The organism is Mycoplasma zalophi (assembly GCF_025486335.1).
Classification (GTDB): domain Bacteria; phylum Bacillota_I; class Bacilli_A; order Mycoplasmatales; family Metamycoplasmataceae; genus Metamycoplasma; species Metamycoplasma zalophi.
In genome coordinates, this window is record NZ_JAOOPZ010000001.1 from 1 (window position 1) to 20,225 (window position 20,225).

18 protein-coding genes and 1 pseudogene are annotated in these 20,225 nt (G+C 24.4%); 5 read left to right on the forward strand and 14 right to left on the reverse strand.

What is annotated here, in order from left to right:
* The 4 genes and pseudogenes from N8G13_RS00005 to def all read right to left on the reverse strand — a co-directional run.
* Positions 1-515, reverse strand: a pseudogene (locus N8G13_RS00005) (hypothetical protein); the annotation flags it as partial.
* An 849-nt stretch (positions 516-1,364) separates the two neighbouring features.
* Positions 1,365-4,013 (reverse strand): preprotein translocase subunit SecA, encoded by a 2,649-nt coding sequence (secA, locus tag N8G13_RS00010; protein WP_391510152.1) that lies wholly within the window; start codon positions 4,011-4,013, stop codon positions 1,365-1,367.
* Positions 4,014-4,141: 128 nt separating this feature from the next.
* Positions 4,142-5,173: a hypothetical protein gene (locus tag N8G13_RS00015; RefSeq protein ID WP_262288914.1), complete on the reverse strand. Its 1,032-nt coding sequence runs from the start codon at positions 5,171-5,173 to the stop codon at positions 4,142-4,144.
* A 1-nt stretch (position 5,174) separates the two neighbouring features.
* Positions 5,175-5,726 carry a peptide deformylase gene (gene def / locus N8G13_RS00020; RefSeq protein WP_262288915.1) on the reverse strand — a complete coding sequence of 184 codons (552 nt, stop codon included), beginning with the start codon at positions 5,724-5,726 and terminating at the stop codon, positions 5,175-5,177.
* Positions 5,727-5,790: 64 nt separating this feature from the next.
* Between def and rsmD the strand changes: the two genes are divergently transcribed.
* Positions 5,791-6,333, forward strand: coding sequence for a 16S rRNA (guanine(966)-N(2))-methyltransferase RsmD (gene rsmD, locus N8G13_RS00025; RefSeq protein ID WP_262288916.1), 543 nt, complete (start codon positions 5,791-5,793; stop codon positions 6,331-6,333).
* On the opposite strand, the gene N8G13_RS00030 is transcribed toward rsmD, so the two are convergent.
* From N8G13_RS00030 to N8G13_RS00040, 3 genes are read right to left on the reverse strand one after another with little or no spacing between them, the layout of a single operon-like run.
* The gene (locus N8G13_RS00030; RefSeq protein ID WP_262288917.1) at positions 6,326-6,991 is read right to left on the reverse strand and encodes a 5'-methylthioadenosine/S-adenosylhomocysteine nucleosidase; all 666 of its coding nucleotides are present in this window, start codon (positions 6,989-6,991) and stop codon (positions 6,326-6,328) included. The genes rsmD and N8G13_RS00030 overlap by 8 nt on opposite strands.
* A complete protein-coding gene (locus N8G13_RS00035; protein WP_262288918.1) occupies positions 6,991-8,313 on the reverse strand; it encodes a hypothetical protein in 1,323 nt (440 codons plus the stop codon). The genes N8G13_RS00030 and N8G13_RS00035 overlap by 1 nt, the downstream gene beginning before the upstream one ends.
* Positions 8,303-8,635, reverse strand: coding sequence for a hypothetical protein (locus N8G13_RS00040; RefSeq protein ID WP_262288919.1), 333 nt, complete (start codon positions 8,633-8,635; stop codon positions 8,303-8,305). The genes N8G13_RS00035 and N8G13_RS00040 overlap by 11 nt, the downstream gene beginning before the upstream one ends.
* A 114-nt stretch (positions 8,636-8,749) precedes the next feature.
* Between N8G13_RS00040 and N8G13_RS00045 the strand changes: the two genes are divergently transcribed.
* From N8G13_RS00045 to N8G13_RS00060, 4 genes are all read left to right on the forward strand, one after another.
* On the forward strand, positions 8,750-9,010 hold the full coding sequence (locus tag N8G13_RS00045) for a DUF4177 domain-containing protein (protein WP_262288920.1): 261 nt from the start codon (positions 8,750-8,752) through the stop codon (positions 9,008-9,010).
* Positions 9,011-9,034: 24 nt separating this feature from the next.
* Positions 9,035-10,219, forward strand: coding sequence for an ABC transporter thiamine pyrophosphate-binding lipoprotein p37/Cypl (cypl, locus tag N8G13_RS00050; RefSeq protein ID WP_262288921.1), 1,185 nt, complete (start codon positions 9,035-9,037; stop codon positions 10,217-10,219).
* Positions 10,219-11,901 carry an ABC transporter permease subunit gene (locus N8G13_RS00055; RefSeq protein ID WP_262288922.1) on the forward strand — a complete coding sequence of 561 codons (1,683 nt, stop codon included), beginning with the start codon at positions 10,219-10,221 and terminating at the stop codon, positions 11,899-11,901. The genes cypl and N8G13_RS00055 overlap by 1 nt, the downstream gene beginning before the upstream one ends.
* A 107-nt stretch (positions 11,902-12,008) precedes the next feature.
* On the forward strand, positions 12,009-13,205 hold the full coding sequence (locus tag N8G13_RS00060) for an AEC family transporter (protein ID WP_262288923.1): 1,197 nt from the start codon (positions 12,009-12,011) through the stop codon (positions 13,203-13,205).
* 46 nt (positions 13,206-13,251) lie between these two features.
* Here N8G13_RS00060 and N8G13_RS00065 read toward each other — a convergent pair whose 3' ends face one another.
* The 7 genes from N8G13_RS00065 to N8G13_RS00095 form a co-directional block, all read right to left on the reverse strand.
* Positions 13,252-13,827 carry a thymidine kinase gene (locus tag N8G13_RS00065; protein WP_262288924.1) on the reverse strand — a complete coding sequence of 192 codons (576 nt, stop codon included), beginning with the start codon at positions 13,825-13,827 and terminating at the stop codon, positions 13,252-13,254.
* A 52-nt stretch (positions 13,828-13,879) separates the two neighbouring features.
* Positions 13,880-14,194 (reverse strand): hypothetical protein, encoded by a 315-nt coding sequence (locus tag N8G13_RS00070; protein WP_262288925.1) that lies wholly within the window; start codon positions 14,192-14,194, stop codon positions 13,880-13,882.
* A gap of 1 nt (position 14,195) precedes the next feature.
* Positions 14,196-15,197, reverse strand: a complete 1,002-nt coding sequence (locus N8G13_RS00075) for a hypothetical protein (protein WP_262288926.1) — start codon at positions 15,195-15,197, stop codon at positions 14,196-14,198.
* Between the two features lie 23 nt (positions 15,198-15,220).
* Positions 15,221-16,669 carry a phosphotransferase family protein gene (locus N8G13_RS00080; RefSeq protein ID WP_262288927.1) on the reverse strand — a complete coding sequence of 483 codons (1,449 nt, stop codon included), beginning with the start codon at positions 16,667-16,669 and terminating at the stop codon, positions 15,221-15,223.
* Positions 16,670-16,671: 2 nt separating this feature from the next.
* Complete coding sequence (locus N8G13_RS00085) at positions 16,672-17,415, reverse strand: phosphotransferase (protein WP_262288928.1); 744 nt, start codon at positions 17,413-17,415, stop codon at positions 16,672-16,674.
* 48 nt (positions 17,416-17,463) lie between these two features.
* Complete coding sequence (gyrB, locus tag N8G13_RS00090; protein ID WP_262289110.1) at positions 17,464-19,392, reverse strand: DNA topoisomerase (ATP-hydrolyzing) subunit B; 1,929 nt, start codon at positions 19,390-19,392, stop codon at positions 17,464-17,466.
* Positions 19,393-19,538: 146 nt separating this feature from the next.
* A complete protein-coding gene (locus N8G13_RS00095; protein WP_262288929.1) occupies positions 19,539-20,201 on the reverse strand; it encodes a LemA family protein in 663 nt (220 codons plus the stop codon).
* Positions 20,202-20,225 lie beyond the last annotated feature (24 nt).

Here is a 20,225-nt window from a genome sequence, read left to right on the forward strand (position 1 = left end):
CCTGGTTTAGCTTGATTTTCTGCACCTGGTTTAGCTTGTTTTTCTGCACCTGGTTTAGCTTGATTTTCTGCACCTGGTTTAGCTTGATTTTCTGCACCTGGTTTAGCTTGTTTTTCTGCACCTGGTTGAGTATTAGATTGTGTATTTCCAGCTTGTTCTACTTTAAATTGATCTTTATTTATATTTTGTTCAAAAACTTTTGAAACTTGTTTTTCCTTTGATAAAGTGTATTTTACAGTAATATTGTTTTTTGTTTTTGTTGCTTCTTTAAATGTAACAACAACACCATCTTTTGTTCCTGAGAAAACAAAATTTTTATCAGTTAATAAAGTTGGCACTTCAGAGAATTTTGTTGCATTTGCATCTTTATATGCAACTTTTATTTCTTTGTTAATGTTTTCAAAATTTATGTTGTTAGCATTTTCTTTAACACATGAAGCTGCTAACATTGATGGGATAATTATCATTGAACCTAATGATAATGTTGTAAGCAAAATTTTTTTACTTTTTTTCATTTTTTTGGATCCTTTAAAATATTAAAATAATTTATTTTTTGTAAATTTAATTAAAGTAAAATTGTTGTTATAAACCACAATAATTATACATCTTTATACTCATTTTATACACAAAAAAATACACAAAGCAACATCAAAATCTTGTTTTTTTAAAATTTATAAATAAAATTCATTTTTCCAAAAAAATGCAAAAATATTAAAAAAAGCAAATTTTGCTTTTAATTAATATGAAAATATTATTTTTTAAAAAAATTCACAAATTCTCTAAACAACATAATAAAATATTTAAAAAACTGAAAAATTTTTAATTTTTTGTGTTTGATTACAGTACAAATTGATAAATTACTTAAAAATTTTTTTAAATTCGCTTTTTTCTTGAGTTAAATTTGCTAAAAATCATATTATCATTAAACTTTATTCTGGGTTATCTAATACAATAATAATTTTTGCATTATTTTTGCGTGATAATTTTTTATTTAAAATAAAAATTTGTTCAGATTCTACCCTTTATCATCTCGTGTATGTTTTATTCAAATTATTGAATTTAAATTATTAAGTTATTTATTATTTTGTCTTTATTTTTTGTAATTTTCTAAAACATATATATTATTTTTTAATTCATTTTTTCTAAATTCATTCATTATTAGTTTTCGTTCAAGCAAGATTTCAATATTTATATTATGTGTTACTGCAAATATTTGTTTCCCATCATTTTTTTATTTTTAGAGTAAAAATAATATTTTATTATAAAAAATATCTAAATCATTTTCAATTTAATCAAATAAAAAATATATGTTTGTTTTATTTAAAAAATGACACAGTAATATTTACATGTGTCATTTTAAGTTATTATTTTTTGGTTTCTATTAAACCGAAGTCTCTAATTAATGCTTGCTTTAGATTTTCAATATAATTTTCTATTTCTTCATCAGCTATATTTTGACTTTTTAGAACTTGATAATGTTGTTTTAAAATTGAGTTAATCATTTCTAATTTTGCTAATAATTCATTTTCGGAATTTTCTTGATTTGATGAATAATTATTAGACTTAGCAACTTCTGGATTATTCATTAAATTAACAACTGATTCTAGTGCAATTCTATCAGTTAATTCATTGAAACGTTTTGAACCTTCTTCAGTATAAATTTGATAAGGATTCTTCTGAGAATATTGAACTAAATTAGATGATTGTCTTAATTTATCCATAACATTAATATGATTTTGTCATGCATTATCAAATACACGTAAAATTATTTGTCTTTCAGAAATAACAAGAGAAGAAATACCATATTTATCAATAAAGTTTTCTCTTAGTTTTTCATATTCTTCAATAAATATTTTTGCAACAAATTCGGATAAATCAGCTTTATCATATTTTGAAATTTCAGATTTTTCAAATTTATATTCAGAATATCTCATTCAATTTTTGTTTAAATATTCTGCAAATTTTTGGTAGTCAAAACTATTATTTTTTAAAACAAAATAATCATTATCAACAATTTGTTTTGCTGAAGAAATAATCATTTTATTAATTATTTCTCCCATATCATCACGTTCTAAAATTCAGTCACGTTGTTGATAAATTAAATCACGTTGTTGTCTGATGACATCATCATAATTTAAAACACTTTTACGGTTATCGTAGTTAAATCCTTCGATTTTCTTTTGTGCTCTTAAAAATGCTTTTTGAATTGCTTTACCTTCAATTGGTTGATCTTTATATTCTTTAAACATTTCTTTTCATTTATCTTGTAAACCAAAACGTAAAATAAGTTGATCATCAAGACTTAGGAAAAATTTAGTATACCCAACATCTCCTTGACGTCCTGAACGACCCTTTAATTGGTTATCTATTCTTCTGCTTTCTGCTTTATCAGTACCTAAAACATATAATCCACCAGCTTCTCTTGCTTCTTGTGAAGGTTTTATATCTGTTCCACGTCCTGCCATATTTGTTGCAATAGTTACAGCTCCTAATTGACCAGCAGCTGAAATAATAGCAGCTTCTTCAGCATTTTGTTTTGCATTTAAAACAGTATGAGGAATGTTTGCTTTAACTAAATATTCATGTAATCTTTCTGAATCTTCTACTTGCGCAGTTCCAATTAATATGGGTTGTTTACGCTCATAAACTTTTTTAACTTCTTCGACAATGGCCATATATTTTGAATGCATATCAACATAAATTACATCTTCATCATCATATCTTACCATTGGTTTATTTGTAGGAATTACATTTACACGCATGTTATAAATATCAATAAATTCTTTTTCTTCTGTTTTAGCGGTTCCTGTCATTCCTGATAATTTTTTAAATAATCTAAAAAAGTTTTGGTAAGTGATTGTAGCTTGTGTTTTATTTTCTGCTTCAATTTCAATTCTTTCTTTTGCTTGAATTGCTTGTTGAAGTCCTTCTGAATAAGCACGACCTTCCATAATACGACCAGTAAATGAATCAACTAATTCGATTTTGTCATCTCTTACAATGTATTCAACATCTAATTTCATAATTTTATGTGCTCTTAAAGCATTTTGAATTCTATGCACTAATTCAGAATTTTCAATGTTATATAAATTACTAAAATTAAAATATGAATTTGCTTTTGAAATACCTTCATCTGTTAAATATACACTTTTAGTTTCTTCATCTATGTAATAATCTTCTTCTGATAATGTACGTACAAATAAATCAGCTACAGTGTATAGAGTACTTTCCTCGTTATCTCCACCACTAATAATTAAAGGAGTTTTTGCTTCGTCAATTAAAATACTATCTACTTCATCTAAAAGAATATAATTCAATCCTCTTTGAACTTTTTCTTCTTTTGATAAAACCATATTATCTCTCAAATAATCAAATCCCAATTCTGAATGAATTGAATATGTAATATCACAATTATATGCTTGACGTTTTAATTCTGTAGACATTTGCGCTTTATTAATCCCAACACTTAAACCTAATCAATTAAAAACTTCTCCCATTTCTGTTGCATCACGTTCTGCTAGATACTCATTTACTGTTGAAACTATAACATTTTCACCTGTTAATGCATTTAAATACACAGGAGCAATTGATGTTATTGTCTTTCCTTCACCAGTTTTCATTTCAGCTACAGAACCTAAATCTAAAATAACACCACCTAACATTTGCACGTCAAAAGGTCTTTTTCCTAGCACACGTTTGGTAGCTTCTCTACTAACAGAAAAAGCTTCAACTCTAATATCTTCAGTAGTTTCGCCTTTAATTAATCTTTCTTTAAATTCAATAGTTTTGGCTTTTAATTCATCATCTGTTAATTTTGAAACATAATCTTCTAGAACATTAATTTCATATAAAGTATTGTAAGCAATACGCATTTCAGCACTTTTAAAATCCATTTTATATCATTTATCTTTTTTATTTTCTCTTTTTGGAATTATTCATTTACCGTTTTCATCGTAATAATTTTTTGAATTAAAAACATTATTGTTATTTTGTTTTTTGTCAAGTTTTTTCATGTATATAATTTTACTATATAAAATTAATTTTATATAAATTAAACTTTATAATGCTTTATAAACAAATTCTAGTTCATTAAATAAAAATAAAACTTGCCGCTAAGCAAGTTTTTTAATTGCTATTAATTTTAGTTTGTATTTCCTGTGAATGCATCAACTAAAAAGTTTGCATAACCATCAACTAATTGAACTGTTTCTGCATCTTTATTATCATATTTGGCTTTTAAATCATCATTAATAAATGATTTAACTAAAAAGTTTTTTAATGAGTTTTTTCCGGTTTCATTTAGTGTTTTCATCACTAAATTTTTACTTTTTATGTTTTCTTCAATAATGTTTTTGTTTTGATTATTAAATTCAATTGTTTGTTTATCTAATTTTTTATCTCCTGCTGCTTTTGCAAATACAGGAACAAGTAAATTACTTGTAAATTCATCATTTAAAATGTATTCAAATTTTGTTCTTTCTTCATCTGAAATTTTTGTTCTATCTGTGAAGCTTTGATTTATTGCAATACTTGAAAATACTTTTTGTATTCCATCAGTTTTTGTTAAATCCAATAAATATTTAAATGCTTTTAATTTACCTGTATATGTAATTGCTTGATCTTTAGATAAAGTTTTTGTTGCTGGTTCTAAGAATTTTTTACTAAAACTGTTTTCTTCATTTACAAAAAGAGTTGTTGCGTTTGAAACAAATACAGCCAATGGGAAAATAGCAATTGTACTTATTAATGAACCACTTAATCTTAATGCTAATGATTTTTTAAATGATTGTGTTGCTTTTCGTCTTTTAAATACTTTTCTTAAGAAAAATAATCATATTATAAAATACACAAATCCAACGGCAACTTCTAGCAATACAAATACTGCAATAGCATATACTGTATATAACAATGATTTAAAATCTTCAGCTCTTAAACCATTATTTTGAGTATAGTTTTTAAATGCTTCGTCAAATTGTTTAACCGCAACATCAAATGTAAATATTGAAATTAATATTGCAATAATCGCCGTTACAAAAGTTACAGTAGAAGCAGTAACTTTTTTCATTAATCCCAACACAAAACCAATTAATAATAAAGCAAAAAATGCAATAATAGGAATATAAGTTAAACCTTCTTGCTGAGAAATATTTAAAAATGATTCTATTGATTTCATATTAACCTACCAATTTTAAATCTTTTGTTGCTTGTCAAGGATTTTTTTGATCAATGTGATCTAGAAATAATTTTCCTTGAAGGTGATCATATTCATGCTGCATAACAATTGCTAAATAACCTGTTGTGTCATAACGTTTCATTTTTCTTTCATTATATGAATAGGCATCAATAATAACACGATTATATCTTTTTACATAACCTTCTTGGTTTGGTCATGCATCAGAAACACTTAAACACCCTTCACCTTGTGCAAGTGCTTGTAATGCTTCAGAATGACCTTTCATAACTGGGTTTATTAATGCATCTTTAAAGATTACATTTCCATCATCATCTTGTACAAAAATATAAAATATGTTTTTTAATATTCCGTATTGAACAGCCGCAACTCCAACTCCTGGTCTAAATTTTGTACCCTCAGTTTGTGAGTCATCAATATGATAAATCATCTTTTGAATTAACAATTCATCTTCTTCTGTTAGAGGAATAGGAACATCTTTTGATTTTTGTCTTAATACCTTTGCTGGTAATTTTGTTAATTTTACTTTAAACATAATTTGATTATATCAAATACTACTAAAAAAATTGAAATCATAAGATTTTTTTTATAATTATTTTATGCTAAGAATTGTGAGTGGAAAATATAAAAATTTAAAAATTGAACAACCTGATAAAAAAATCACTAGAGCAAGTAGTGAAAAACTAAGAGAAGCAATTTTTTCAAGTATCCAATTTGATTTAGAAAATAAAACTTTTTTGGATTGTTTTGGTGGCAGTGGTGCTTTTGGATTTGAAGCAATAAGTAGAGGTTCTTCAGAAATTTTAATACTTGAAAAAAATTCACATGCTTTTAATATAATTAAGCAAAATAAACAAAAATTTGCAAGTGAAAACATTAATATTCTTAATGTTGACACAATAAAATTTTTAGAAAAAAAATCAGACAAAATTTGAGATTTTGTTTTTATAGATCCACCTTATATTAAAAAAGAATATTATGATTTATGCACTCAAAATTTACTAAATAATAACTTTATTAATGAAAATAGCATAATCATTTTAGAATCTAATTTTGAAATTAAAAATTTAGATAAATTTGAATTAATAAAACAAAAAAAATATGGTATTTCCTTTGTTAGTTACTGAAAAATTACTAACTAAATATTTTTATTAAAATTTCACAAATAACTTGTGAACATTTTTTTATATTTTTTTGATAATCACCTGAATTATTATCTTTAAAAATATGATCAGATACAACTTTTATTAAACTTATATCTTTATTTAATAAATAGCAACTTTGCAATAAAGCAGTAGATTCCATATCTACTAATGAAAATGTTTTTAAATCACGATTTTTTATATTTTCTTGCGAAATAAAACTATCTCCACTAATGGAATTTGCAAATTCTAAATTGAGTTTTTGTAATAAATCTGTGTTTAATTCAGTACTTGTTGAGTATGTTTGAGGCATATTTGGTAATTGCCCAATTTTATAATTTGGTAAAGCTGTTAAATCTACATCTCAATATTGTGAAATATTTATTAAAAATGATTTCGCTATTTCAATATTATTATCAAGTGAACCAGCAGTACCGATATTTATTATTTTTGAAATATTTTGATACTTATTTAATGTTACATTTAATGCCAAAGAAGCATTAACTTTTCCTACACCACTAATTGTTAAAATAAATTTCCTACTATTAAAAATACACTCATAAATTTGAATGTTTTTTGTGTTAATAATCTCTTTTTTTGAAACTATATCAAAAAATGATTGTACTTCTTGTAATTCTGCTGCTATTATTAATGTCATTATATTTTTTCTAAAATGTCCTTTAAAAATCTATTATAAATATCATAACTTCTTCCATCAAATGGATTAATACCTAGTAAATAAGCACTCATCAAACTTGAATTTTGTAAGAAGACTATTAGTTGTCCTATTGTATCTTCTGAATTATCTTCCAATGTAATTTGAATATTTTGATAATGACCAACTTTTTGAAAAAGATCACTATATGCATTTTGTGAATATAAAAGTAACTGGTTAGGAGTTGTTGACGGTAATTCAAAATAAGGTTTATTTCTTTCATAATTACCAATGTGTTTTTCATCAAACATTCTTTGAGTAGAAAGAATTGTTAAAAATAAAGAATCTATTTGTTGTGATTTTTTATAACCTTGTTGAAAAAATTGTGATCTTGTTGATATTTCTTTACTAAAGTTAGCAGTATCTAAATAAAGTGATTTGTTTTCTTTTGAATTTGTTTGTGAAAATAAATATTGTCAGTATTTTGAAAAAGTTGCTAAATCATTGTCAAAATTCACAAAAATTTCATGATCTAACCCCATGTTTTTAAGATAAAGTCTAGCAAAGGCGTATTGATACGCAATATTTTGTGATAAATTAGTAGAACTAAAATCTGTACTTGCTTTTGCTGCTCCACTTAAAAGTCTTGAAATATTAATTCCGGCGCATGCCATTGGTAATAGTCCAACACTTGTAAAAGCACTATAAACTTCAGGTATTTTATCTAAAAAATTAAAAATCTTATACTGTTTGTAATTAGCAATTTTATTTAGATTTCCAGTATTTGGATTAGTAGTTATACAAATATACTGTGAAGAATTTTTAAGCCCTAATTTTCGCTCCATTATTTCAGAAAAAAATTGAAAATTTGCCAAAACATCAATATCATTACCACTTTTTGAAATAACATGAATTGCAAAAGGTTTATCATCTAAATAATTTTCTAAATTTTTTAATTCTTTACTATTTAAAATATGATCAAGATAAATTATTTCCATATTTTTTTTATCTTTAAGCGAATTTTGATAATTTATAAAATTATTATTACCAATATAATCAATTACTGATTTTGAGTGCAAACTCAATGAATAAGCACTAATAACCAACAATACTCTAACTTCTGTTTTTCATTTCAAAGATAAATCAATAATTTCTTTAACTTCTAAATTTTTAGGTGTTGCTAAATCTAAAAAATCTAAAAATTCATGTCCATCTATATTTCTAGATGCTATATTAGCATTTAAGGTATAAATAATTTTTTGGTATTTTTCTGTGAATTTTGAGCTTAATTCATTTGCAAGTTTTAAAGAAATTTTACCAATCATTTTTTATCTTTCTTTTCGTAAATTTTAGTAGTTTTTCAAAATTGCTTTCACAATTAAATTCAAATTCAAAAGGGTTACGTAAAAATCTAGGGTGAATATTTTTAAAAGAAATTATGTAATCATTTTTAGCTTCATTATATTCTTTAACAAAAACATCAATTTCTTCGCCAATTCTAAAAATATCTTCAAGATCTCCAATATAGTAATCACTCACTTCTTTTAAATTCAGTCTAAATACCTGTTTATTTTGATTTTCTAAAAGCACAAAACTTTTGTATATTTTTACTACCTTTGCTTGAACAACTTTATTTACGATATTCATACTCATAATTTAATTATATATTACTTTTATTAATAGGTTAAATTTATAAGATATTCAAATAGAAACTAAAAATACTAGATTATAATTTATAATAATTACATTTTAAGGAGTAATATGTTTAAAGAAGAGAGTACATCTTCAATAACTAGAGGACAAAAGGACTTAGATTATGTTGTTTTACAAGTTATTTTAAAAGAAAAATGAATAGAAAAAGGAAGTAAAAATTTAACTGATTTAGAATATATTATTAATCAACAAACAGCAAAAGGATATAGATTACACACATTAAATACTACATCATCAATACATAGTGCAGGATTACTTGGTGTGAATAGAATGCAAGCTATATTAGTTTTTGAAAAAATAAAAAATTAAAATGTATGAAATAAGGAGATAAAAATGCTTAAAAAATATTTGAAAAAAATATTTACTATATTTATAGTTATAAGTTGCTTTTTTATTCCTTATTTTTTTGTTTCTTGTGCTACCCAAACTACAATACAAATGAGCACATTAACACCATGAGCAAAAGATTTTAAAATTAAAAATATTAATTTTTTTAAATCAATTGAATCAAAATATAATGAACTAAAAAATCAAGACATCGACACAAAGAATGCTAAAAATATCACTTTAACTCCTGATTTATTAAGTAATGACAGAGCATTAGTTGAATCTGTGATTACCAATAAAAGTCAAATTGCAATTGTTAATAGTGTTTTTTTAAATAATCAATTTAACGAAACCCAAAAATACATTGATTTCGTTCACCCTATTCTTCTTGCAAAAACATTTGTTCCTAAATATGATGAAAATATGGTTTTTTATGATGTAAATAACAATGAAAAAATCGATGAAATTGTAAAAAAACAAAACAATGATTTTACAAAAAAATCATATAGCAAATGAGATGATAAAGAATATGGTTTTAATTATGGTATTTATCAACATTTTTATGAACCTATTGATAAAAGTATAAATTATCAAAGGGGCGCAATTTTTATTGCAGGAACTGAAGAAATTTTAAAAAAAATAAAAGAAGCATGAAACAATCGTGATTGAAAAACATTTAGTAGTTTTGGAATTGTAAAAAATCAAGATACAAGTTCTGCAACTAGATTTATTTATCCAGAGTTTTTGTTTAAAAAACATTTCAACAAATATAACAAACAATTTACTGGGTTTAGTAATGATGAAAATGAAAATCCAGATAATTATATCAATTATCCAATTCATAATTCAGCAACACATATGGGACAAAGTATTTTTAAAGATTTTCACATTTTCTTAGGCGAAGAAAATGAATATGCATTTCACCATAATGACCCTGACAAAAATTACTTTACAAGACCAAATGGTGAAAAAATTGAAATATTAACCTTAACTGACCCTTTTTTATTTTTTGTAGTTATTGCATCAAACAAATTAAGTGAAAAGGAAATTACTTTTTTACAGCAAGCAATTTTGCAAACATCACAAGAAAATAAAGATGATTTCAGTTATAGAATAGGTATTAGTGGTTATACACAAGAAAATGCTAATAGAGAATATATTAAAGAATTTTACAATAAGGCAAAACAATAATGAACATAGAAATTAGACGCAATATTTTTACTTATTCTCTATATAAAAATAATAAATTAATTAAAACTAAATTAAAACCTCAAGCTAAAATTTTAGTTGCTCTTTTTTTAGTAACAATTGCTATTTTTGCAATTTGACGAACTAATTTTTCAGCTAGTTATGGAGGAATTAGTTTATTTTTTGAAAGTCTTAAAAATATTTTTAAACCTTTTCAAACATCATCATACTTACAAGAAAAAAATTTATGGATTTTAAGCCTAAAATTTTTATGATTAAGTTTTAAAGTAACATTTTTAGGAACTGTTTTAGGTACAATTTTAGCTTTATTTACAGCTTTAATTGGCAACATAAAAACTAACAATAAATTTCAATCATATACAATTAGGTTTATCATTTTGTTCTTTAGGAGTTTTCCTGAATTAATTTATTTATACTTTTTTACAACTAGTTTAAATGGTGAAATATCATCTATTTTATTAATAAGTTGATTTAGTTGAATATGGTTACATAAGTTCATTTCAGAAGCTATTGAAAATGTACCTTCTAACATTTATAGAAGATTAATTAAATTAGGTTATTCAAAAACTCATATCTTATTCAGATATATTTATCCTTCAATTAAAAATAAAATAATAATTTTTAGTTTGTATTCATTTGAATCAAACTTAAGATGAACTTCTGTATTTAGTACTTTAGGAGTTGTGGGTATTGGTCAACTTTTAAATTATGCAAATGAAAGCATATATAAAATGCATGAATTATTAATTCCTTTGCTGGTTTTTGTTGTTTTTATTAGCATTTTGGAATGATTTAGTTATATTACAAACAACTATTTATTAGTTGCAAAATCAAAAAAAATTACTGAAGAAAATTTTTCAAAAATTAAGCAAAATAAAAAAATAAAAACTACAGTGATTTTATTTATATTTGCTACAATAATTATTTCAACAATTTTTATGCTTTTTACCATAAAAAATGCACATTTTTACCCAAATGCACTAAAGAGTATATTTAAAGATTTAATTAATCCAAATTGAAATATAATAACTCAAAACGATAATATATTTTTAATTATTTTAGATTTATTTTTAGAAATATACATAACAATTTTACTTGCGATAATTCTTACTTATATTAATTTAAGATTTACTAATCAAAAAACAAATAACATAATTTTTATGCATATTTTTAGATTTATAAGTACCTTTATTAGAATTATTCCAACAATTGTAATTTTCTTTACAATTGGAATTATTTTTAAAAGACCAGCTGCAGCATTTGTTATCTCATTTGCTATTCATTCTTCTACTGTTATTTCAAAACAATTGAATGAATCAATTTCTAAAATTGAAGATAAAAATATTAATAATTTAATAAGACAAGGGTGATCAAAAGGAAGAATTTTTAGGTCATACATTATACCTTATACAAAAAACAACTCTTCTACTTTTTTAATTTTAGAAGTAGAAAAAAATATTCGTAATTTTATAAATTATGGTTTATTTGGAGCAAGCAATTTTGGTTTAGCAATGGTTTATAGTCAAAGAACTTCATATCGCGACATAACTCCATATGTATGAATTTCTGTATTTTTAATAATAACTACTAATATTTATTTTAATTACTTAAAAAATAAAAAAATAGCTTTCAAAGTAAAAAAAATAGCATTTTTACAAATTTAAAGAACCTTATTTGTTTTTTTTTAAACATTTTTTTGATAAAATTAAATTAGGTGTTTTCACCAACATAATAGAATTATGTAAATATATTTATTTTATAAAGGAAAAATATGCCAACAACAACAACAGTTCATTGAACTGACAACCTTGTTAAAATATTACAGGCGCAAGGTATGTGAGGTGGTGTTTTAGCTACATTTGCTTTCATTATCATCGGATATGTTGTAACACGTAAAGGAATCTTTACAAAAGAAATTAATGGAAAGTTATCAAAATTTTTAATTAGTTTTGCGTTACCATTCCTATGTATTATTGCATTTATGCAACCAGCTAATGCATCATTAGGAAAAGAAATTGGTGTTGTAATAGGTGTTTCAATAGCATTTTATGTTATAGCAGCAGTTATTTCAACATTAGTTGTAAAATTTGGACCAAATTTAGTACCAAAATTAGTTACTAAAAAAGCAGAACAAATTTTCACTGAAAAACAAACTGGGGATGCAGTAGCATATAAAGATGAAGCTATAAAAGATATTCAAGCAAAATTACTAACAACAGTATTAATGCTATCTTATGGTTCATTACAATTCTTTGCTTACCCATTAATTATTGCAATGAGTGGAACAATATTTAATGGTTCAGCTCTAGCTCTAGCTCAAATATGATGTATACCATATATGATTGCAGCATTTTCATATGTAATGCTTTCATATTCAGGAGAAAAATTCTCTAAAAAAAATATTAAACCTATTTTAAAAGCAGTATTTAGTCCAATGATGTGTGCTTTATACTTATCATTAATACTATGAGCTTTACAATTTGCAGTGCCATCAAAATATGCAATAGTAAACAATATACCATATCAAAAAGTTGAAAATGGAGCTCAATTTTGAGCAGGATTCAAAGCAAATTTACCAGCTATAGGTAAAATAATAGACTCAGGTGCAGCAATTATTTCTCCACTAGCATGAATGATTATTGGAGGAACATTAGCTTCTTCAAATATTAAAAAAGCAGCAGCAGATAAAAGTGTTTGAGTAGCTACATTACTAAAATTAATATTAATGCCATTAATTATGTTCTTAATTGCTTTAGTATTAGTTAAATCAAATGCAATTACTCCATCAACAGGTGTTCTATTAACATTATTAGGATCTACTCCTCCAGCTGCAGTATGTATTATATTCTCAGTAGCCGCAGGTCACTCAAAATCAATATATACAGCAGAAGTTTCATCACTATCAACATTGCTATGCTTAGTGGCAATGCCAATATGAATAGTTATTTCTTATATATCATTTAACTAGTATTAATGTATACAAAAAACACAGCGATTGCTGTGTTTTCTTTATCTTATTTTTTTTCTTTATTTTTAACTCCATCATTATGACATTTTCTGCAACGTGCTTCATAATTTGATGTATCATCTAAAAGCAATACATCTACATCATTTGATTTTCTGTATGAACAACTCGCTAAGTTATGACATACGACACAAACAGCTTGAAGCTTTGTTACTCTTTCTGCTAAAGACAGTATTTGTGACATATTGTAAAAGGGTCTTCTTAAAAAATCTTGATCTAATCCACTTAAAATTACTAAGAAACCCTCGTTTGCAAGTTGATTAACAACTTCTACAATATCATCACCAAAAAAATGAGCTTCATCAATCACTATTGCATTTGTATCTTTATTAATTAACTCATACACTTTTTTTATATCATCTAATACAAAAGTATTATGTTCTGTTCCTGCTCTTGATACTATTTTGGAAACGCTAAATCTTGTATCAAATGAAGGTTTTATAACCAATATTTCATATTTTGCATATTCTAAAATTCTAATTCTTCTTAAAAGTTCTTCACTTTTTCCGCTAAACATAGGTCCTGTTATTACTTCTATCATTCCATTTGAAAATTTATTGTACATATTTTCTCCTTTAATTACTAAATAAAAACAACTATTTAAGTTGTTTTTAAGTTTAATCCTCGTCAATAACGCAAATTATTTCATAATTAATATTTTTATTTTCTTTTTTAATTTTTACCTGAAATAATTTTTTATTTGCCCAAAATGTATAATCACCTGAACGTTCATTTAAAGTTAAAATGTTTACCGGAATAAAGGTACTTTCTTCTTCTTTGACTAAACAATCAACTGTTCATCCGTATTTTGATGTGTTATCATTATACAAATGAAAATGCATGTTTCTGCCTGCAAAATCAGGCTGAGCTTGATTCTCATTGTTGAAATACTTGTTTCAAATATTTTTTGCTTGCTCTTTAGAAATATTCATTTTAATCACCATTATATTTTTCTGTAATTAATTTGGGTTCAAAAAGTAAATTTTGAATTACATTATTTTTAACATTTACTGAAATTAAAAATTTAAATTGTTTAATTTTTAATTTATTTAAATTTGCAGTTATTGATATAAGTTGAGTAATTTTATCAAAATAACTTTTGAATATTAAATCATCGAATTTGTAATATTCTAACTGATTATTATTATCAACATTAGCATAAATTGCATCAAATGTAAAATGATCAATTAACTCCAAAAATTTTTCTAAATTAGTTAAATTATCATTTTTATAATTTAATATAAAATCCGTTATATCTAATTCAAATTGTTGAGAAGTTTTAATATTTATGCTTGTATAAACGCCTTTAAATGGATTTAAAATATTTTCCGAAACATTTACATTTTTAAAATATTTATCAGGATTATTTTTTATAATTTCATCTAATTTTTTAATATTTACTTCATAATCTTCATATCTTTTTTTAGTGGTTTCTAAAGATAGAACTATTTTATTAACCTCTTCATTTAATTGACTATCATTTACTGATTGAATTTTTAAAATTTTTTTAACAAATTCAATTTTATTTTTTGGTTCATTAAACATTGCATTTTTAAATTCTTGATTGATATTTGACCCTTTAAAATAAGGAGTTAATTTATATTTAAAAATATTATCAAAATCTTTTGCAGTGCTTGATTTAAATTTAGAAATTTGAACACTATTAATTAAAACAATTGGTTGAGATTTAAATTCTATTATATTATTGTTAATTTCAGGTTCTATTTTTAAATTTTCTAAATTACGCACATCAATTGCACCATCTTTTATTGCTTTAAAAGGACCATCTTTTTTTGTAATAGTTAATGTACTAGTTAAAATTATAGGAACTAAAATAATACCAATAAAACAAGTCAATAATCCACTTAACATCAGATAAGAAAATTTAAATAATCGAGTTTTTTTTAACTTATTTGGAGCTTTGCTTTTTTTCATAAAATTATTATAATATATTTATTTTAGATTTTTGAATCTAAAATATAAAATAAATCATAAATCCTTTTTTTATTAATTCTTGATAAAAACTCGTCATCTAATTTTCCTTTATTAATTAAATAAGCAACAAAATTAACTATAATTCTATATTTAATGAAATTATTTGGCTTATTAGTTTGATATGTTTTTCAAAACAATTTTTCTTGATCATTATTTCATTGCATATGTTCAAATAAAATAGCAATATCAATAAAAGGATCATTTTTAGCTGCGTTTTCCCATCCAATTAAAAACACACTTTGTTTTTTTGAAAAGAAAATTGTATTAATTGATAAATTATTATGACAATTACTTGTTGGTTTTAGTTTCAAAATTCACTTAGAAATTTTATTTATAATTGCAGAATTAAAATCTTGACGAATATTTTGTTCACCAACCGAACAAATTAATGTTTTTAACCTATTTTCTATATTATATTTAGGAAATTCAACCTTAGAGTTGTGCAAAATTTTCATCGCCCTTGCTAAAGCTCTTATTCTCATATTATTGAAAGTTAATATGTGGTTTCTTTCCATTCATTTTCAAATAATAATTTTTTCATCTTCATAAATGTAAGGCGGAACAAAATAAAAATTGTCTAATTCTTTCATATTTAAATTTCTTTTAAAAGTGCTTTTATTTTTTTGAATAATAAAATATGAATTATAATTATATTTTTTTGTTTGAAAAGGCTCTAAAGCTCTTGACAATTTAGGAATAGGAATTTCTTGATGTATATAAAATTGTTCAAACCCTGTTTTTAAATATTGTTTAATAATATAAATATATTCATCAAACTTCTTATCTTCTAAATTAAATTCATTCATTAAAATATTTTTATCAATCCCTAAATTAATATGAGCCATAACTGGATCTACATATCTTGAATTTAATGAACAATTACCAAAATCGATAATTTTTACTTTCCCTGATTTATTTACCAAAATATTTGACCTATTTATATTGTTGTGACAAAAAACTAAATCTTCATTTAAATATTTTTTTATAATTTCATCATATTTATGATCATCTATTTTGTTTAAATATCAGTTAAATTCACTTAATTGAATATCCATTTTTTGTAATTCTTTAATTTCTTGAATTATATTTTTAGTAATTGTTTTATCAATATGAACATATGTAAGATCATTTCCAAAAAATCATTTTTTTATTAAATAACCATCTTTATAAAATAAATAGTCATCAAATGAATTTGCAATTATTTCTTCCTGAGTAATGCCAATATTTTCTAGCTTAGGTATTCTTATTTGCACAATAATATTTTTATATTTAGCTTGAAAAGTTTTATTTTTAAAAGATTCATAAACAAAATACACATCAGATATTTTAGAAGTAATTATAGATCCGAACACAGGTGTAATTTCATCTAAAAACTTAGTAAGTTCTAGTTTTGATAATCTTTCCATTTGCATAACTAATCTCGTTTCATAGCATTAAGTTTTTCAAAATAAGGTTCAATTTTATTTATACAATGAGATTCATCAAATGGTTTTTTGTCTTGTTTATTAACTCATAAAACCACTAAATAATTAACTAAAATTCGATGTATTTGTAAAATGTATGGACTAAAATCATCTCCATAACCTTCTAAAAATACTTGAATTTGTCGATCATTTAAATTTTGTGATTCAATAAAATAAGCTAAATCAAAGTGAACATCACCCATAGTAGCATATTCTCAGTCTAATAAATAAATTTTATTGGTTTTATTTTGTTTTATAAAATTTGCTAAAATCACATCATTGTGACAAGGCGCTGATGTATCAACATTTTTTAAAAATAAATTAATTTTTTTATAATATTTATCTAAAACTGGAATTCTTATTCCTTTGTCATGTATCATTTTTCTATAAACTTTAAATCTTCTTGCTAAATTATTGGCAGGTAACTTCATTTTTGAATTATGTAAGGTAATTAATAGTTTACCAGCTTCTTTTAAAAATTCATCATCTAATGTTGGTGTTTTACCATCTATGAAATTAGTTATTAAATACTCTTTATTATCTTCAATAACTCCAGGATAAAAATCAAATACATTTAAATCTTTGTAATTCACCGCGTGATTAAAACCTTCATATTTTTTTTTCTTTACAAAATAATTATTTTGTGAATCATAAAACACTTCATTAGTAAAACCTTGTTTTTCATATTTTTTCATGTATCCTTCTTTATAAAAATTCACAAAATAATTTGTGAATTTTTCTTATTAAAAATCAATATTTGAGGCGTATCTTGCATTTTCTTGAACAAATTCACGGCGAGGTTCTACTTCTTCACCCATTAATGTTGTAAAAATAGTATCAGCTGCTGCAAGATCTTGAATTTGAACTTGTAACATTTTTCTATTTTCTGGATTCATTGTTGTTTCTCAAAGTTGCTCAGGATCCATTTCTCCTAATCCTTTATATCTTTGTATATTAACTTTTGTTTTATCAATTGATGCCAAAATTTCATCTTTTTGTTCATCTTTATAAGCATATTTAACTGTTTTTCCATAAGTGATTTTATATAATGGTGGTTGAGCTAAATAAACAAAACCATATTCAATCAATGGTCGCATATAACGATAGAAAAATGTTAAAAGCAATGTAGTGATATGTGCTCCATCAACATCAGCATCTGTCATAATAATTATTTTATGATATCTTAATTTATTAATATTAAATTCGTCACGTATACCAGTACCTAAAGCATGAATTAATGTACCAATTTCTTTATTTTCTAAAACTGATTGAATACTATTTTTTTCTGAATTAATAACTTTTCCACGTAATGGTAATATGGCTTGAATAGATCTATCACGTCCCATTTTTGCACTACCACCAGCTGAATTACCTTCGACTATAAACAATTCAGTTAATTCAGCATTTTTAAGTGATGAATCAGCTAATTTACCAGGTAAATTACCAAAATCTAAGCCATCTCTTTTTCTTGATGCTTCAGATGCAGCTTTTGCAGCTAATCTCGCATGCTGTGCTTTAAGACATTTTTCAATTATAGATTTTGCAATTTGTGGGTTTTCTAATAAATATCTTTCAAGAGTTTCACTTAAAACTTTATTTGTAGCACTACGAGCATCTTTATTTTCTAATTTTCCTTTTGTTTGTCCTTCAAAAATTGGATTTGTATGTTTAATAGAAATAATTGCTACAAGACCATCTTTAACATCATCTTTTGTCAATTTTTCTTTGTCTTGTTTAATTAATTTATTTTCTTCTGCTCATTTATTAAATATCCTTACAAGGGCATCATTAAATCCTTGTTCGTGGGTTCCACCTTCATTTGTTGATATATTATTTGCATATGACACAACATTAGTTGAATAAGTTTCATTATATTGCATTGCCACTTCAACAAGTACATCACTTGCGTTTTGAATACGAGAATCTAAAAATGATCCTTCAGCATAAATAATATCTGGGTTAATAGGTTTTTTGCCTTTTGAAAGTTCTGAAACATAATCAACTATACCGCCTTCAAAGTAAAATGATTTAAATACTTGTTTAGTTAAATCATTGACATTTATTCTCAACCCTTTATTTAAATAAGCTGTTTGTTTTGCTCTATCTGCAATTAATCCAAAATCAAAATTATTTTTTTCCATAATTTTGAAATCTGGATGAAACATAACTCTAGTTCCTGTTTCTTCATCTTTGTATTCATCAATTATTTTTAATTCATCACTTGGTTTTCCTCCGTTTGAATAATGTTGATAATAAACGCTTCCGTGTTTTTTTACTCAAACTTGAAAATCATCACTTAAAGCATTAACAACACTTGCTCCAACTCCATGCAATCCACCAGAAACTTTATAACTTTCAGAATCAAATTTACCCCCTGCATGTAAAACAGTAAACACAGTTTCAACTGTACTTATTCCTGTTTTAGGGTGTTTATCCACAGGTATTCCTCTTCCATTATCAATTACTTCAATAACATTATTGGGGTGTAAATTAATTGTTATTTGATCACAAAAACCTGCCATAGCTTCATCAACTGAGTTATCTACAATTTCTCAAATTAAATGGTGTAGCCCCTTAAATCCAATACTACCAATGTACATACCTGGTCTTGTTCTAACCGCTTCTAAACCTTCAAGAACTTGAATATTACTTGCTGTATATTGGTCTTTCATTGTATTATTGTTGTTTTTTGTTTCCATAAAACCTCGCTTATATATAAATTTTACTCTAAAAGAATGTTTTTTTTAATAAATACATTTATTAAAAAAGAAACTAAATAAAAATAAAAAACACATCAGTGTTTTTTTAAATCGTTATTTTATAAAGATGATGTATCAACATCTTGTCTTTCTAACTCTGTAGCTGTAAAGAAAGGTAAATTATGTAATTTCATGTTATTTGCAACAACAATAGCAGGGAATTTATAAAGCATTGAGTTAAAATCAGTCACTCTTGCATTATAAATTCTTCTTGCTGAATAAATTTCATCTTCTTGCATAACTACTTCATTTGAAAATTGTTGATATAGTGAGCTTGCTTTTAAATCAGGATATTTTTCAAATGTAATTTTTAAACCATTTGTTACATTGTTTAAAAGATTTTGTGTTTCCTGTAAATTGTTTGAATCATTAAAATTAGCATCTTGAATTTGTGAGCGATATTTAGTAATTTGTTCTAATAATTCTTTTTCATGTGTTTTATAACCTTTAACAGAGTCTATCATTTTAATTAAAGTTGCACGGCGTTTAGCTTGTGCAGCTTGTATTGTAGAAGAAGCTTCTTGAGCTACAACTTGTTTTTGATTAAATTTATTTTTATATTTTACTGGCAATATTCAAATAAAAAATAATGTAAAAGGCGAAGCAATAATCAATAGTAAATAAAACATTACTTTTTGTAAAGTTGAGGCTTTTGCATGTTGAATAGTGTTGTCAACATTTATTGTTACGTTTTGTTGTTCATTTCTTGAGTCAAATAACATAAAATTACTCCTTAATAAAAATAA